Raw genomic sequence first — 15,464 nt, forward strand, 5'->3', positions numbered from 1 at the left:
GGGGGCGGCGAGAGGTAGCGCTGCGCGACGGGGTTTGTCCCGGCCTGTCCGTCATCTGATCACCACTGAGTGACGCTGCAACTTCTCTCCGTCCGGGTGGTTTGATCATGACTCCTTGACCGAACGGCCCCTCGCGACCTAGCCTCGCCATACAGGCTCACTTTGCCCGACCAGCGCAGGCTAAGCGCACAACATAGATCTCGTAACAGAACAGCATCACTTTGGCCAGCTACACCGGCCCTTGACGGGCGCTCCGGAGCCTCCGGAGCCTCCGACAACTGCAACCGGCCCGCCAGCGGTGCCCCGCAGGGGACACCGCCGACGGAAAGCTGCCCACAGCCAGCCGCTCCGGTCGGGCGTCCAGAGCCGCAGGCGCGTGTCCTTCGCGCGTGTCCTGCGGCGCCGACGTTCAGGGGGAGGCGGCCATGGCAGGGCGGCACAGGTTCACCGGCGGTCTGCCACACGGCCCCGATCCCTCCCGGGCGGGTGACAGCGTGGCCACCGAGCCCAGACGGACCGGCGACGCCGCCCGGGCCACCGGAGCGGGGCAGCACAGCAACGCCCGTCGGGCCACCGGAGCAGGGCGGAAGTACGACGCCGGAGCCCGGCGGACGAGCGCGTCCGCGTACCGGTGCGGAGCGGCTCGATGAGCGCCTTCGACGTCGTCCTCCTTCTGGTCGTGCTGCTGCTGGTCGTGGTGGTGGTCGGCGCCGTGCTGTTCGGCGTGCGCACCCTCAAGCGGCTCAGCCTCGCGCCCGCACCGGAGGACCCGGCCTTCATCGCGGAGAAAGACCGGCAGGAGCAGTCCCTCGCGGCGTTGCGGACGGCCGCCGACGAGGTGAACAGCACCATCGACGTGGCGAAGTCCGCGGCGTCGGCGGCGCGGGCCGAGGCGGCTGCCGCCAAGGCGGAGGCGAAGGCGGCCCGGGCCGAGGCGCGGCGGGTGCTCGACGACGCCCGCACCGAGGCGGACACGGTGCTGGAACGGGCGCACAAGCAGGCTGAGGCGGACGCCGAGCAGTTGCGCGCCACCGCGCGGCGCAGCGGCGAGCGGGAGGTGGCGGTGCTGGCCGCCACCACCCGGGAGCAGGCGGCCGAGGTGGAACGCCGGGCCGCCCGGATGGACGAGCGGGAGCGGCTGCACACCGAGGAGGTGGAGCGGCTGGCCGAGCGGGAGCGGCAGCTCACCGCCGCGACCGCGGCGCTCGCCGACCGGGAGGCCGCCCTGGCCGAGCGCGAGCGGGCGCTGACCGAGGTGGAGGAGCAGCGCCGCCGGGAGCTGGAGCGGGTGGCCGGGCTGACCGCCGACGCGGCCCGTGTCGAGCTGGTCGAGTCGATCGAGGGGCAGGCGAAGCGGGAGGCCGCGCTGCTGGTCCGGGAGATCGAGGCGGACGCCCGGGGCAGCGCCGAGCAGCGCGCCCGCAACATCGTGGTGGACGCCATCCAGCGGGTGGCCAGCGAGCAGACCGCGGAGAGCGTGGTCAGCGTGCTGCACCTGCCCGGCGACGAGATGAAGGGGCGCATCATCGGCCGGGAGGGGCGCAACATCCGCGCCTTCGAGTCGGTCACCGGCGTCAACCTGATCATCGACGACACGCCCGAGGCGGTGCTGCTGTCGTGCTTCGACCCGGTACGCCGGGAGGTCGGCCGGGTCACGCTGGAGAAGCTGGTGCTCGACGGCCGGATCCACCCGCACCGGATCGAGGAGGTCTACGACCTGGCCCGGCAGGAGGTGGAGGAGCTGTGCCTCCGGGCCGCCGAGGACGCGCTGGTCGAAGTCGGCATCACCGAGATCCACCCGGAGCTGGTCACGCTGCTGGGCCGGTTGCGCTACCGGACGTCGTACGGTCAGAACGTGCTCAAGCACCTGGTGGAGACCGCGCACATCGCCGGGGTGATGGCCGCCGAGCTGCGGCTGGACGTGCCGACGATCAAGCGGTGCGCGTTCCTGCACGACATCGGCAAGGCGCTCACCCACGAGGTGGAGGGCAGCCACGCCATCATCGGCGCGGACGTGGCCCGCAAGTACGGCGAGAGCGAGGACGTCGTGCACGCCATCGAGGCGCACCACAACGAGGTGCCGCCGCAGACCATCGAGGCGGTGCTCACCCAGGCGTCGGACGCCTGCTCGGGCGGGCGGCCGGGCGCGCGGCGGGAGAGCCTCGAGGCGTACGTCAAGCGGCTGGAGCGGATCGAGGAGATCGCGGCCGGCAAGCTGGGCGTGGAGAAGGTCTTCGCCATGCAGGCGGGCCGGGAGATCCGGGTGATGGTCAAGCCGGACGACGTGGACGACATCGGCGCGGCGGTGCTGGCCCGGGACGTGGCCAAGCAGATCGAGGAGGAGCTGACCTATCCGGGTCAGATCCGGGTGACAGTGGTGCGCGAGTCCCGGGTCACCGAGATCGCCCGCTGAGCGGCGGCAAGACGGAGAACGGGCGGGTGGGGGAGAACCCCACCCGCCCGTTGCGTGTCCGTCGACTCACAGAGGCGTGACGCCGGTGCCGCCGTCGGTCTGCGTCGCCGGCAGCGGCTTGGCCGCGGTGCGCGGCAGCCGGGTGAGCCGCTTCTGCAGCCACCAGGCCAGCACCGACAGCAGGCCGCAGATGCTGATGTAGATGGCCGCGACGATCAGGTACGTCGGGACGTACGGCAGGCCGAACGCCAGCCGGCCGCCGATCTGCTTGCCCACGAAGAGCAGCTCGGGGTACGTGATGATGAAGCCGAGCGCGGTGTCCTTGAGCAGCACGACGAGCTGGCTCACGATCGCCGGGAGCATCGACCGGAACGCCTGCGGCAGCAGGATCAGCCGCAGCACCTGGTTCTTGCGCATGCCGATCGCGTACGCGCCCTCGGACTGCCCGTACGGCACGGCGTTGATGCCGGCGCGGAAGATCTCCGCCAGCACCGAGCCGTTGTAGAGCGTCAAACCGATGACCAGCGCCCAGAACTTGTCGATCGGCCAGCCGTACTGCAACGGCACGTAGTAGCCGAAGAAGATCAGGATCAGCAGCGGGATGGCCCGGAACAGCTCCACCACGAACGTGGCGGGCGCCCGGAACAACACCTTGTCGCTGAGCCGGGCGCTGGCGAAGAACGCGCCGAACAGCAGTGCCAGCACGGTGGCGACGGCGGCGACCTTCAGCGTGGCCCAGAGGCCGTTCAGCAGCTCCCGCTGTACGGCCGCGTACTGGAACTGTTCCCACTTGCGGGCCTCGAACTGGCCGGTCTGGTCGAACTTGTAGACCACGAAGGCGAGCAGCGCGACGATCGCGGCGATCGAGACGATGCCGAGGATCCGGTTGCGCAGCCGGGCCTTCGGGCCGGGGATGTCGTAGAGGACGCTGCTGCTGCTCATCGGGCCACCGCCCACTTGCGCTCGAGGACCCGCTGGAGCACCACCAGCGGGAGGATCAGGATGAGGAAGCCGATCACGATCCAGGTGAGCACGATGAACTGCGGCTCACCCCGTTCCGACATGTACGCCGGGATGGCGCCGGCCTCCAGCACGGAGAAGCCGGCGGCGATCGTGGTGTTCTTCAGCATGGCGATGAGCACGCTCATCATGGGCGGGACCATGGCCCGCAGTGCCTGCGGCAGCACGATCAGCGTCAGCACCTGGGCGAATGTCATGCCCAGCGCGCGGGCCGCCTCGGCCTGTCCGGTGGCTACCGTGTTCACGCCGGAGCGGACCACCTCGCAGATGAACGCCGAGGTGTACGCGGTCAGCGCGATGCAGGCGCTGTTGAAGTAGTCGATGTTGACGTCCAGCTTCGGCACCGCGAAGACGAGGAACGCGAACACCAGCGTCAGGGGAGTGTTGCGCACCAGGTTGACGTAGGTGGCGCCGAACGCCCGCAGCGCGGGGACGGGGGACACCCGCATCGCGCCGAGCAGCATGCCGAGGACGAGACTGCCGACGCCGGCGATCAGGAACAACTTGACGGTGTTGTAGAACCCCTCGCGGAACAGGCTCGCGTTGTCCGTCAGGACGCGGAAGAACTCGCCCATACCTCGCTCTCACTCTCTCCAGACGGGACCGGGCGGGGAGGAGGACCTCCCCGCCCGGTCCGACGTCGGTGCGGACCGTCAGTACCGCTCGAGCTGCGGCGCAGTGGCCGGCGAGCCGGACTTGCCGAGCGTGCCGTCGTAGATCTTCTTCCAGGTGCCGTCGGTGAACGCCGCCTCGATCTGGTCGTTCACGTAGTCACGCAGCGCCTTGTCGTCCTTGGGCAGGCCGATGCCGTACTTCTCGGTGCTGAACGGCTGGCCGACGACCTTGAGCTCGTCCGGGTTCTGCGCGGCGTAGCCCTTGAGGATGGCGTCGTCGGTGGTCACCGCGTCGACCTTCTTGTCGAGCAGCTGCGAGACGCACTCCGAGTAGGTCTTGAACTCGACGATGTTCTCGCCCTCGGTCAGGCCCTCGTCGCGGATCTTCTGGATCGGCGTGGAGCCGGTGGCCGAGCAGACCTTCTTGCCCTTGAGCGTGTCCTTGCCGGTGATCGACGACTCGTCCTTGCGGACCAGCAGGTCCTGGCCGGCGACGAAGTACGGGCCGGCGAAGGAGACGTCGTTCTTGCGCTTGTCGGTGATCGAGTACGTGCCGACGTAGTAGTCGATCTCGCCGCCCTTGATCGCGGTCTCCCGGTTGGCGGACGCGATCTCCTTGTACTCGATCTTCGCCGGGTCGACGCCGAGGGTGCTGGCGACGTACTGGGCGATCTCGATGTCGAAGCCGCAGCGCTTGCCCTGGGCGTCCTTGTAGCCGAGGTTCGGCTGGTCGAACTTGACGCCGATGACGACCTTGCCGGCCGACTTGATCTTCTCGAAGGCCGGGCTGCCGGCGACGTTGGCGTCCGTCTTGGGGGTGAAGGTGACGCCCGAGCTGCTGCAGTTGTCGCCCTGCGCTCCACCGCTGGCGTTGCCGCCGCTGGGAGCGGGGTCCCCCTCCTTGCCGCAGGCGGCCGCGGACAGGGCGAGCGAAGCCATCATGGCCACCGCAGCCACGCGCTTGTAACGCATACACATCTCCTTCTTCGACGGAGTCGACGGGACGACTCCACTACGGACGCTCAGTGGGTGAGGATCTTGGAGAGGAAGTCCTTGGCCCGCTCGCTGCGCGGGTTCGCGAAGAACTCGGTCGGCGGCGCGTCCTCGACCAGCTTGCCGTCGGCCATGAAGATGACCCGGTTGGCCGCGTGCCGGGCGAAGCCCATCTCGTGGGTCACCACAACCATGGTCATGCCCTCGCTCGCCAGCGACGTCATCACGTCCAGCACCTCGCCGACCATCTCCGGGTCCAGCGCGCTCGTCGGCTCGTCGAACAGCATCGCCTTGGGCTGCATGGCCAGCGCGCGGGCGATCGCCGCCCGCTGCTGCTGACCGCCGGAGAGCTGCGCCGGGTACTTGTCCGCCTGGTTGGCGATGCCGACCCGGTCCAGCAGGGCCAGGCCGCGCTCACGGGCGGCGGCCGGCTTCTCCTTGCGGACCTTGACCGGCCCCAGCGCGACGTTCTCCAGAATGGTCTTGTGCGCGAAGAGGTTGAACGACTGGAACACCATGCCGACCTCGCTGCGCAGCTTGGCCAGGGGCTTGCCCTCGGCCGGCAGCGGCTGCCCGTCGAACGTGATGGTGCCGGAGTCGATCGGCTCAAGCCGGTTGATGGTGCGGCAGAGCGTCGACTTGCCGGAGCCGGACGGGCCGATCACCACGACCACCTCGCCCCGGCCGACGGACAGGGACACGTCGTCGAGCACGTGCAGCGGCCCGAACCACTTGTTCACCCCGTCGAGCACGATCAGCGGGTCGCCCGTCGTCACGTCGTCCACCGTCCCTGTCGTCCATGGCGGAATTCGGGGGTCGGTCGACCCCCGGTTGGGCAACTGTAGGCGGGGTGACGTGGCAGAACGCAACTCAGATGGTCACGGAGCGGTAACACCGGTCACCGGCATACCGGCACGTCCGAATTTCGTCGTCGACGGGTGGGCCGATTGGCGTCGTCACCGCAGACCCGAGATCATGAGGGGATGACCGACGCGATCCGGCTGACCGACTACGCACGTGGTGGCGGCTGCGCCTGCAAGATCCCACCCGGCGAGCTGGAGGTGATGGTCGCCGGTCTCGGCGCCACCGGCGGCTCCGCCGACCTGCTGGTCGGCCTGGAGAACGGCGACGACGCCGCGGTGGTCCGGCTGGACGAGCGCACGGGCCTGGTGAGCACCGCGGACTTCTTCACCCCGGTGGTCGACGACGCCTACGACTGGGGGCGCATCGCCGCCGCCAACGCGCTCTCCGACGTGTACGCGATGGGCGGCACCCCGCTCGTCGCGCTCAACCTGCTCTGCTGGCCGCGCGGCGTGCTGCCGCCGGAGATGGCCCGCGAGGTGCTGCGCGGCGGTCTGGACGTGGCCCGGGAGGCGAACTGCCACCTGGCCGGCGGGCACAGCGTGGACGACGACAGCCCCAAGTACGGCCTGGCGGTCACCGGCGTGGTCCGGCCGGAAGAGTTGATCACGCTCGACGCCGGGCGCGCCGGGCTGCCGCTGTCGCTGACCAAGCCGCTCGGGGTGGGCGTGCTCAACACCCGCCACAAGCAGACCGGGCAGCGCTTCCCCGAGGCGGTCGAGTCGATGGCCCGGCTCAACCGGGACGCGGCCCGCGCGGCGGTGGCCGCCGGCATCCGATGCGGCACCGACGTGACCGGCTTCGGCCTGCTCGGGCACGCCTCGAAGCTGGCCCGCGCGAGCCGCCTGACGGTGGCGATCGACGCGGCGGCGGTGCCGTATCTGACAGGCGCGCGGGAGGCGCTGCGCGACGGGTACGTCAGCGGCGGCACCCGGCGCAACCTGGAGTGGGTCATGCCGTGGACCGACTTCGGCGGCGCGGACGAGGGGGAGCAGCTGCTGCTCGCCGACGCGCAGACCTCCGGCGGCCTGCTGGTCGCCGGTGAGGTGCCGGGCGGCACGGTGATCGGTGAGCTGCTGCCCGCTTCGGAGCACCTGATCCGGGTGCGCTGAGCCTCGGATGTCGCGGCGCGGCCGGGCCGTCGCCGCGGCACCGTACCCGATAAACTGTCATCTTCCAGCTACTCTGGGCAACGTCGCCCGAGGGAATTTTGCCCGGAATGGTCACAGACCGGTAACTTGCGCCCGGCTGAGGTCAAATGCACCCCACCATCGTCATTAAGGCCCGATCCGGAGGCCGGTGGAACGAGCGCAGCGAGGAGGCGGCATGACCGAGCTGTGGAACTGGAGAATCGACGGCGGCGAGCCGGTGGAGGTCTACCCGGCACTGGCCGAGGCGCTCGGCCGGGTGGTGATGCCCATGGCCGTCGCCGACCCGGTCCGGCTCCCCGCGTACGCGGTGGTCTGCGACGTGTGGGAGGCGCCCGGGCTGTACGGCACCGTGGTCGACTGTTACGGCGTGCCCGAGAGCCTGTCCGAGCTGCCCGCGATCGCGGCGCTGGCCCGGCTGCTGGGCCGCAACTGCCTGATGCGTGACGACACGCTCGACGCCGGCCGCCACCTGCTGGTCGCGCCGGACGGCACGATCCGGCCGGTGCACTTCGACGTGGCCGACACCGACGACGGCGAGGTGCTCAGCCACCACCGGCTCTGCACGGTCGCCGACGCGCGCTGCCGGGGCTGGTCGCAGTGCCACCGCTCCCGCTGGGCCCCCGACACGGTCGCCCCGGTGCTCGCCGCCGCCTGAGCGCGGACGCCGGCGGGCACCCCCGACAGGTGCTCGCCGCCGTGTCCCCTCCGGCGGCGAGCGGCGGCGGCCCCGGGCTCAGCCCTGGGCCGCCGGCTGCTGCCCCCGCACCACGAGCTGGTCGAGCAGCGTCGCGGTGGCGGCGGCCACGGCCTCCACCGCGGCGTCGAACGCGGCCGCGTTGTGCGCGGCAGGGGTACGGAATCCGGAGATCTTCCGGACGTACTGCAACGCGGCGGCGCGGATGTCCTCCTCGGTCACCACCGGGACGTACGGCTCACGCAGGGTCTTGATGCTCCGGCACACAGCTCCTCCTCGTTCGATCCGATCGGCTCCACCCGGATACGCTGTCCGGGTCATGACTACCGCAGCCGCGGGCAGCCCGCGCACCTATCAGGTGCGTACGTACGGCTGCCAGATGAACGTGCACGACTCCGAGCGCATCTCCGGCCTCCTCGAGGACGCCGGGTACGTGCGCGCCGCCGAGGCCGACGAGCAGCCCGACGTGGTGGTGTTCAACACCTGCGCGGTCCGGGAGAACGCCGACAACCGGCTCTACGGCAACCTGGGTCATCTGCGCCCCGTGAAGGCGAAGCACCCCGGGATGCAGATCGCAGTCGGCGGCTGCCTGGCCCAGAAGGACCGGGGCGACATCGTCCGCAAGGCGCCCTGGGTGGACGTCGTCTTCGGCACGCACAACATCGGCTCGCTGCCGGCGCTGCTGGACCGGGCACGGCACAACACCGCCGCCGAGGTGGAGATCCTGGAGTCGCTGGAGGTCTTCCCCTCCACGCTGCCGACCCGGCGCGAGTCGACGTACGCCGGGTGGGTCTCGATCTCCGTCGGCTGCAACAACACGTGCACGTTCTGCATCGTGCCCTCCCTGCGCGGCAAGGAGAAGGACCGCCGCCCCGGCGACATCCTCTCCGAGGTCCGTGCGCTGGTCGACTCCGGCGTGCTGGAGGTGACGCTACTCGGGCAGAACGTCAACTCCTACGGCGTCGAGTTCGGCGACCGGTACGCGTTCGGCAAGCTGCTGCGCGCCTGCGGGGACATCGACGGGCTGGAGCGGGTGCGGTTCACCAGCCCGCACCCGAAGGACTTCACCGACGACGTGATCGCCGCGATGGCCGAGACGCCGAACGTCTGCCACTCGCTGCACATGCCGTTGCAGTCCGGCTCGGACGACGTGCTGCGGGCGATGCGCCGCTCGTACCGGTCGGAGCGTTACCTGGGGATCATCGAGAAGGTCCGGGCGGCGATGCCGGACGCGGCGATCACCACCGACATCATCGTCGGCTTCCCGGGGGAGACCGAGGCCGACTTCGCCCGCACGCTCGACGTGGTGCGGGAGGCGCGGTTCTCCTCGGCGTTCACGTTCCAGTACTCCAAGCGCCCCGGCACCCCGGCCGCGACCATGGACGGCCAGCTGCCCAAGCAGGTCGTGCAGGAGCGCTACGAGCGGCTGATCGCCTGCGTCGAGGAGATCACCTGGGCGGAGAACAAGAAGCTGGTCGGGGAGACCGTCGAGGTGCTGGTGGCAGTCGGCGAGGGTCGCAAGGACGAGCGCACCGGCCGGATGTCCGGCCGGGCCCGCGACGGCCGGCTCGTGCACTTCGCCACCGGTGAGCTGGCCGGGCGGATCCGCCCCGGCGACATCGTGCAAACCACTGTCACGTACGCCGCCCCGCACCACCTCAACGCCGACGGCGCGCCGCTGGCGCACCGGCGCACCCGGGCCGGGGACGCGGCCGAGGCGGGACAGGTTCCGCGTACCCCCGGGGTGCTGCTCGGACTGCCGACGGTCGGCGCGCCGGCCGCGGCGCCCGCCCCCGTCGGCGGCTGCGCCGCGAACTGAGCCGAGCGTGACGGCGGGGGCCGACCAGGGCCCCCGCCGTCACGGCCTCAGCAGGCGGTGCCGTTGAGCTTCACGCTGCCCGGCGTCGCGGCGGTGCCGTTGGCGGTGAAGCCGACGGTGACCGACGCGCCCGGCGCCAGCGACGACGCCCAGGCCGGCGCGGCCGCGGTGACAGTGGTGCCGGACTGCGTGACTGTGGCGTTCCAGCCGCTGGCCAGCGTCACCCCGGACGGCCAGGTCCAGGTGGCCGACCACGGGTTCACCGCGGCGGCGCCGGTGTTCTTGACCGTCAGCTCACCCTGGAAGCCACCCGCCCAGGAGTTGATCTGCTTGTAGCTCGCGGTGCAGCCACCGGTGGGCGGCGGCGGGGTGGTCGGCGCCGGGGTCGTGGGCGCCGGTGAGGTGTTCGGCGTGCCGGTCGGGGACGGGCTGCTGGTGCTGCCGCCACCGGTCGGCGGGATCAGGTACGGCGTCAGGATGTCCTGCTTCGGCTGGTTGATCGTGGTCCAGTCGTCGTTGGCGATGCCGCCGGTGTCACCGGAGTTCGGGTTCCACGACCAGTACGTGAACGACATGCCGTTCACGCCGGTGCCGGTGTACGCCATCAGGTTCTGCAGCCAGATCTTGTCCTTCGGGTCCTGGAGCGTGGTGCCGAACTCGCCCATCATGATCGGCGCGATGTTCTGCTTGTAGAGGTAGCCCCAGTACTTGTCCCAGATGGCCGGCATGTTCGCCGGGTACGACGGGTCGTCGAACCAGGCCTGCCGGTACACCGACGTGGCGTACTCGTGCGGCGAGTAGACCAGCCGGTTGGCCACGTTCAGCCGCACCGGGAACTGCCCGGCCTTGGACAGGTTGCCGCCCCACCAGCCGCAGTCCTCGTCGTTGCTGGGGTCGTTGTCCCAGACGTTCGACAGGCCGCCGCTCGGGCAGCTCACCCCCTCCACGAAGATCAGCCAGTTCGGCTGCACGCCGAGGATCGCGTTGCCGGCCCGCTCGGCGGCCAGCCGCCAGTCCCGGGCGGTGTCGCCGCAGCCCCAGCAGGCGCCGGTGGCGGCCGGGTTGGTGCCCTCGGCGTGCGGCTCGTTGTGCAGGTCCGCGCCGATCACAGTGGTGTTGCCGGCGTACCGCTGGGCGAGCATCTTCCAGTCGTTGATCCAGGTCGCCTCGGAGACGGTCGAGGTGTACCAGAGCGGCGACTGCCCGGCCGACGTCGGCCGGTGCCGGTCCAGGATGACCCGCATCCCCTTGCTGCCCGCGTAGTCGATGACCTTGTCGAGGATCTGCAACGGGGAGAGCCCGATCAGGTCCGGGTTGACGAAGTCGTTGATGCCGGTCGCGGTCGCGCCGGCCTTGAGCGCGTCGTTCGAGTACGGGATGCGCAGCGTGTTGTAGCCCAGCCGGGCCATGGTGTCGAGCTGCGAGCGCCACGGGTTGCTCGACCACAGGCCGTGGAACGTCTTGTTGTCGGTCTCCATCCCGAACCAGTTGATGCCGGTGAGCCGGACGGTCGCGCCCGTACTGTCGACAATCTTGCTTCCGCTGGTGTGCAGGTAGCCGGTGCCGGTGCCACCGGCCGCCGCGGCGGCCGGTGCGGTGGAGACGGCGGCGGCGACGAGAACGCCGGCCGCTGCGGTGGCGAGCGCCGTCAGGGCGCCGCCGAGGGCGGTGCGTCGGTGCATGGAAGCTCCACTTCGGATGCCCGCGCCGCACGGGCGCCGCGGGCGGCAGGACCAGGAGGCACGACCCGCTCGTCATCGAGTACGCGCGCAGCGCGCACCGGGCCGTGTCGTGTGGACGGCCACCCGCGAGAGATCGCACCGGCGATCGTCGACGGCGAGATCAGCCGTCGATGCCCTCGTGCCGGTGCCCGAACCTGGCTCCGACGCTCATTCTGATCAGCCCACCTCGATGCGTCAACCCGGGCGGTGGGAAGCCGGAGAGCCCCCGGCCGACCAGGCGGGGGCTCTCCTTGAGACGTGTGTCCGCCGGCCGGCCGGCCGGCCGGGGTGCTGACGTCAGCCGGCCTGCTCGGCGAGCTGGAGGAACTGCCGCTTCGACGCGAGCGCCTGCTCGGCCTCCTTGACCCGGCGGGCGTCACCGGCAGCCTGGGCCCGGGCCAGCCGGTCCTCGGCCTCGGCGACCTGGGCGCGCATCTGCGCCAGCAGCGGGTTGTCCTCCTTGGAGGTGCGCCGCCACGCCGAGTCCATCACCTCGCGGACCTTGTCGTCCACGGCCCGCAGCCGGCGCTCCAGCCCGGCGGCGGCCTCGCGGGGCACCCGGCCGGCCTCGTGCCACTGCGCCTGGATCTCCCGCAGCTTCGCCTGGGCGCCCTTCGGGTCGCTGTCGACGTCCAGCGCCTCGGCCTCGGCCAGCAGCGCCTGCTTGCGCTCCAGGTTGGCGCGCTGCTCGTTGTCGCGAGCCGAGAAGACCTCGCTGCGGCGGGTGAAGAACTCGTCCTGCGCGGCGCGGAACCGTTCCCAGAGCTTCTGCTCGGCCTCCTTGGCGGCGCGCGGCGCGGCCTTCCACTGGGCCATCAGGTCCTTGAGCTGACCGGCGGTGACGCCCCAGTCGGTGGAGTCCTTGAGCTTCTCCGCCTCGGCGACCAGCTCCTCCTTGACCGTCTGCGCCTGCTTGCGCTGCTGGTCGAGGGAGGCGAAGTGGGCGCCCCGGCGGCGGGTGAACCCGTCCCGCGCGGCGGCGAACCGCTTCCACAGCTCACCGTCGCTCTTCTTGTCGACGCCGCGGATGGTCTTCCACTCGTCGAGGATCTCCTTGAGCCGGTCACCGGCGGTCTTCCAGCCGGTCGACTCGGCGGCCAGCTTCTCGGCCTCCTCGACCAGGGCGGTCTTGCGCGCCAGCGCCTCGCCCCGGGCGGCCTCGCGGGCCGCCTTGGCCTCGCCGGCCTTCTCCTCGGCGACGGTGGCCAGCTTGTCCAGGCGTGCGGCCAGGGCGTCGATGTCACCGACCACGTGCGCCTCGGCAAGCGACCCACGGATCCTGCGGATCGTGGTCAGGGAGTGGCCGGCATCGGCCGCGCCCGAGTTGAGCCGAGCCTCGGTCAGGTCGACCTCGGTCACCAGGTCGGCGAAGCGCCGGGCGAAGTGGGCGAGCCCTTCCTCCGGTGCCCCTGCCTGCCAGGATCCGACCACCCGCTCGCCCTCGGCGGTCTTGACGTAGACGGTGCCGTCCTCGTCGACCCGTCCGAAGGCAGTCCAGTCGCTCATGTGCCCATCCTCGTTCTCCCGGCGTCGGGGGGACAGCCCTCCCGATCGCCGCCACGGCGCAGCAAACTTTCTCCCGGCATTGTCACAGGTCCGCCCCCGTCCGTGTCGAGCGCCTGTCGCCGACCGTGACCATACGGTGTTGTACGCCCCCGATGACCGGATCGGCGCGGGGACGCACCGGGGGATCGGCGATAGGTTTGGGGGCGTGTCCCTGGTCGCCGCCGCCGTCTGCCCCCACCCGCCGTTGATCGTGCCCGAGCTGGCCGGCGCCGCCGCGCCGGAGCTGGACGATCTGCGCGCCGCCGCCGACGCCGCGATCGCGCGGCTGCTCGCCGCCGCACCGGAGGCGATCCTGCTCGTCGGCGGCGGGCCGGAGACCGTCCGGTTCAACGCCGCCGATCACGGCTCGCTGCGCCCGTACGGGCTGGACCGCCAGGTGCGGCTATGGAAGGTCAACTGCGCCGGTGGGGACCGCCTGCCGTTGAGCCTGACCATCGGCGCCTGGCTGCTGAACCGCTCCGGCACCGAGCTGCCCCGCCTGGCCCGGTCGGTGGCGCACGACGCCACACCGGCCGAGTGCGCGGCGTTCGGCGCGAGCCTGATCCTCGACGACGATCCGCGGGTCGCGCTGCTCGTGCTCGGCGACGGGTCCGCCTGCCGGGGCGTCAAGGCGCCGGGGTACGACGACCCGCGCGCCGAGGCGTACGACGAGGGGGTCGCCGCGGCGCTCGCGGGCGCGGACGCCGACGCCCTGCGCGGCCTGGACCCGGAGCTGTCGGCGGAGCTGCGGGTCGCCGGGCGGGCGCCGTGGCAGGTGCTGGCCGGCGCGGTTGGCGCGGCGGGCGGCGACTGGCGCGGCGAGCTGAGCTACCACCGCGCCCCCTACGGCGTCGCCTACTTCGTGGCGAACTGGGAGCGGTCGTGACCGTCGTGGCGGTGGTCGGGCCGACCGCGGCCGGCAAGTCGGCGCTGAGCATCGCGCTGGCGCACGCGCTCGACGGCGAGGTGGTGAACGCCGACTCGATGCAGCTCTACCGGGGCATGGACATCGGCACCGCCAAGCTGACACCGGCCGAGCGCGAGGGCGTGCCGCACCACCTGCTGGACATCTGGCCGGTGACCGAGCCGGCCAGCGTCGCCGAATACCAGACGCTGGCCCGCGCGGCGGTCGACGACATCCTGGCCCGGGGACGGGTGCCGCTGCTGGTCGGCGGCTCCGGGCTGTACGTGCGGGCGGTGCTGGAGCGGTTCGAGTTCCCCGGCACCGACCCGGCGCTGCGGGAGCGGCTGGAGGCGGAACTCGCGTCGGTCGGCCCCCTGCCGCTGCACGCGCGGCTGACCGAGGCCGACCCGGGTGCGGCGGCGAGCATCCTGCCCACGAACGGCCGGCGGATCGTGCGGGCGCTGGAGGTGATCGAGCTGACCGGCGCGCCGTTCACCGCGTCGCTGCCGTCGCCCACGCCGTACTACCCGTCCCTGCAGCTCGGCGTCGACCTGGACACCGCCCTGCTGGACGAGCGGATCGCGCTGCGGGTGGACCGGATGTGGGCCGACGGACTGGTCGACGAGGTGCGGGCGCTGGTCGCCGAAGGGCTGCCCGAGGGGCGGACGGCGAGCCGGGCGCTCGGCTACCAGCAGGTGCTGCGGTTCCTGGCCGGGGAGCTGACCGAGGCCGAAGCGCACGAGGAGACGATCCGCGCCACCCGCCGGTTCGTGCGGCGGCAGCGCTCCTGGTTCCGGCGTGACCCGCGCGTCCACTGGCTGGACTCGGCGTCGCCCGCGTTTCTCGACACTGCCCTGCGGGTGGTCGCCGAGCATCGGCGATGATGGGGGCGTGGAGTTCACCAAGGGTCACGGCACCGGCAACGACTTCGTCATCCTGCCCGACCCGGACGGCACCCTCGACCTGACACCCGGCCTGGTCGCCGCGCTCTGCGACAGGCGGCGCGGGCTCGGCGGCGACGGCGTGCTGCGCGTCGTACGGGCCGCCAAGCACCCCGAGGGCGTCGCGCTGGCCGGCGAGGCCGAGTGGTTCATGGACTACTGGAACTCCGACGGCTCGTTCGCCGAGATGTGCGGCAACGGGGCCCGGGTGTTCGTCCGCTACCTGCTGGACCGTTCGCTGGCCGCCCCGTCGGGCAGGACGCTGCCGATCGCCACCCGCGCCGGCCTGGTGCGGGCCCGGGTCGAGGGCGCGGACGTCGCGGTCGAGATGCGCCGCCCCCGGCTGTACGACACGGCCACCGCCACCCTCGGCGGGCTGACGCTGCCCGGCACCGCCGTGGACGTCGGCAACCCGCACCTGGTGTGCCCGCTGCCCGCCGCGCTGGAGCTGACCGGCCTGGATCTCACCCGCGCGCCCGAGGTCGACGCCTCGGCGTTCCCGTCCGGGGTGAACGTCGAGTTCACCACGCCGGGCGAGCCGGTCGCCGGCACCGACGGGCACGTGCTGATGCGGGTCTACGAGCGCGGTTCCGCCGAGACGCTCTCCTGCGGCACCGGCGCGTGCGCGGTGGCGGCGGTGGCGTTGCGCGACGCCGGCCTGGACACCGGCACGGTATCTGTGGACGTGCCCGGCGGTCGCCTCACCGTCACCGTGACAGCCGACTCCTGCTGGCTGTCCGGCCCCGCCGTCCTGGTGGCGACAGGCACCCTGACCCCCACCGCCCTGT

14 protein-coding genes are annotated in these 15,464 nt (G+C 71.8%); 7 read left to right on the top strand and 7 right to left on the bottom strand.

Going from position 1 to position 15,464, the window contains the following annotated elements; all coding sequences use genetic code 11:
* Nucleotides 1-646 precede the first annotated feature (646 nt).
* Entirely contained in the window at nucleotides 647-2,413 is a 1,767-nt protein-coding gene (rny, locus tag F8279_RS25395; RefSeq protein WP_091420248.1) for a ribonuclease Y, read from the top strand.
* Nucleotides 2,414-2,479: 66 nt separating this feature from the next.
* Here rny and F8279_RS25400 read toward each other — a convergent pair whose 3' ends face one another.
* The 4 genes from F8279_RS25400 to F8279_RS25415 form a co-directional block, all read right to left on the bottom strand.
* Complete coding sequence (locus tag F8279_RS25400) at nucleotides 2,480-3,355, bottom strand: amino acid ABC transporter permease (protein ID WP_091420251.1); 876 nt, start codon at nucleotides 3,353-3,355, stop codon at nucleotides 2,480-2,482.
* Nucleotides 3,352-4,008, bottom strand: coding sequence for an amino acid ABC transporter permease (locus F8279_RS25405; protein WP_151501284.1), 657 nt, complete (start codon nucleotides 4,006-4,008; stop codon nucleotides 3,352-3,354). Before F8279_RS25405 ends, F8279_RS25400 begins: the two co-directional genes overlap by 4 nt.
* 78 nt (nucleotides 4,009-4,086) lie before the next feature.
* Nucleotides 4,087-5,019 carry a glutamate ABC transporter substrate-binding protein gene (locus F8279_RS25410; RefSeq protein ID WP_091419859.1) on the bottom strand — a complete coding sequence of 311 codons (933 nt, stop codon included), beginning with the start codon at nucleotides 5,017-5,019 and terminating at the stop codon, nucleotides 4,087-4,089.
* Nucleotides 5,020-5,069: 50 nt separating this feature from the next.
* Complete coding sequence (locus F8279_RS25415; RefSeq protein ID WP_091419861.1) at nucleotides 5,070-5,825, bottom strand: amino acid ABC transporter ATP-binding protein; 756 nt, start codon at nucleotides 5,823-5,825, stop codon at nucleotides 5,070-5,072.
* Nucleotides 5,826-6,023: 198 nt separating this feature from the next.
* Between F8279_RS25415 and selD the strand changes: the two genes are divergently transcribed.
* A complete protein-coding gene (selD, locus tag F8279_RS25420; RefSeq protein ID WP_091419863.1) occupies nucleotides 6,024-7,013 on the top strand; it encodes a selenide, water dikinase SelD in 990 nt (329 codons plus the stop codon).
* 214 nt (nucleotides 7,014-7,227) lie between these two features.
* Nucleotides 7,228-7,707: a hypothetical protein gene (locus tag F8279_RS25425; protein ID WP_091419865.1), complete on the top strand. Its 480-nt coding sequence runs from the start codon at nucleotides 7,228-7,230 to the stop codon at nucleotides 7,705-7,707.
* Nucleotides 7,708-7,785: 78 nt separating this feature from the next.
* On the opposite strand, the gene F8279_RS25430 is transcribed toward F8279_RS25425, so the two are convergent.
* Complete coding sequence (locus F8279_RS25430; protein ID WP_091419868.1) at nucleotides 7,786-8,013, bottom strand: DUF2277 family protein; 228 nt, start codon at nucleotides 8,011-8,013, stop codon at nucleotides 7,786-7,788.
* Nucleotides 8,014-8,065: 52 nt separating this feature from the next.
* Here F8279_RS25430 and miaB point away from each other — a divergent pair, with 52 nt between their 5' ends.
* The gene (miaB, locus tag F8279_RS25435) at nucleotides 8,066-9,565 is read left to right on the top strand and encodes a tRNA (N6-isopentenyl adenosine(37)-C2)-methylthiotransferase MiaB (protein ID WP_091419870.1); all 1,500 of its coding nucleotides are present in this window, start codon (nucleotides 8,066-8,068) and stop codon (nucleotides 9,563-9,565) included.
* A 47-nt stretch (nucleotides 9,566-9,612) separates the two neighbouring features.
* Here miaB and F8279_RS25440 read toward each other — a convergent pair whose 3' ends face one another.
* Entirely contained in the window at nucleotides 9,613-11,247 is a 1,635-nt protein-coding gene (locus F8279_RS25440; protein ID WP_151501285.1) for a cellulase family glycosylhydrolase, read from the bottom strand.
* Between the two features lie 336 nt (nucleotides 11,248-11,583).
* The gene (locus F8279_RS25445) at nucleotides 11,584-12,792 is read right to left on the bottom strand and encodes a DUF349 domain-containing protein (RefSeq protein WP_151501286.1); all 1,209 of its coding nucleotides are present in this window, start codon (nucleotides 12,790-12,792) and stop codon (nucleotides 11,584-11,586) included.
* A gap of 205 nt (nucleotides 12,793-12,997) precedes the next feature.
* Here F8279_RS25445 and F8279_RS25450 point away from each other — a divergent pair, with 205 nt between their 5' ends.
* The 3 genes from F8279_RS25450 to dapF form a co-directional block, all read left to right on the top strand.
* Nucleotides 12,998-13,717 (top strand): hypothetical protein, encoded by a 720-nt coding sequence (locus F8279_RS25450; RefSeq protein ID WP_151501287.1) that lies wholly within the window; start codon nucleotides 12,998-13,000, stop codon nucleotides 13,715-13,717.
* Complete coding sequence (miaA, locus tag F8279_RS25455; RefSeq protein WP_151501288.1) at nucleotides 13,714-14,619, top strand: tRNA (adenosine(37)-N6)-dimethylallyltransferase MiaA; 906 nt, start codon at nucleotides 13,714-13,716, stop codon at nucleotides 14,617-14,619. Before F8279_RS25450 ends, miaA begins: the two co-directional genes overlap by 4 nt.
* A 7-nt stretch (nucleotides 14,620-14,626) precedes the next feature.
* A partial coding sequence (gene dapF, locus F8279_RS25460) for a diaminopimelate epimerase (RefSeq protein WP_151501289.1) occupies nucleotides 14,627-15,464 on the top strand: 838 nt, incomplete at its 3' end.

Origin of the sequence: Micromonospora sp. AMSO1212t (genome assembly GCF_008868145.1) — a bacterium.
GTDB classification, from domain to species: Bacteria; Actinomycetota; Actinomycetes; order Mycobacteriales; family Micromonosporaceae; genus Micromonospora; species Micromonospora tulbaghiae.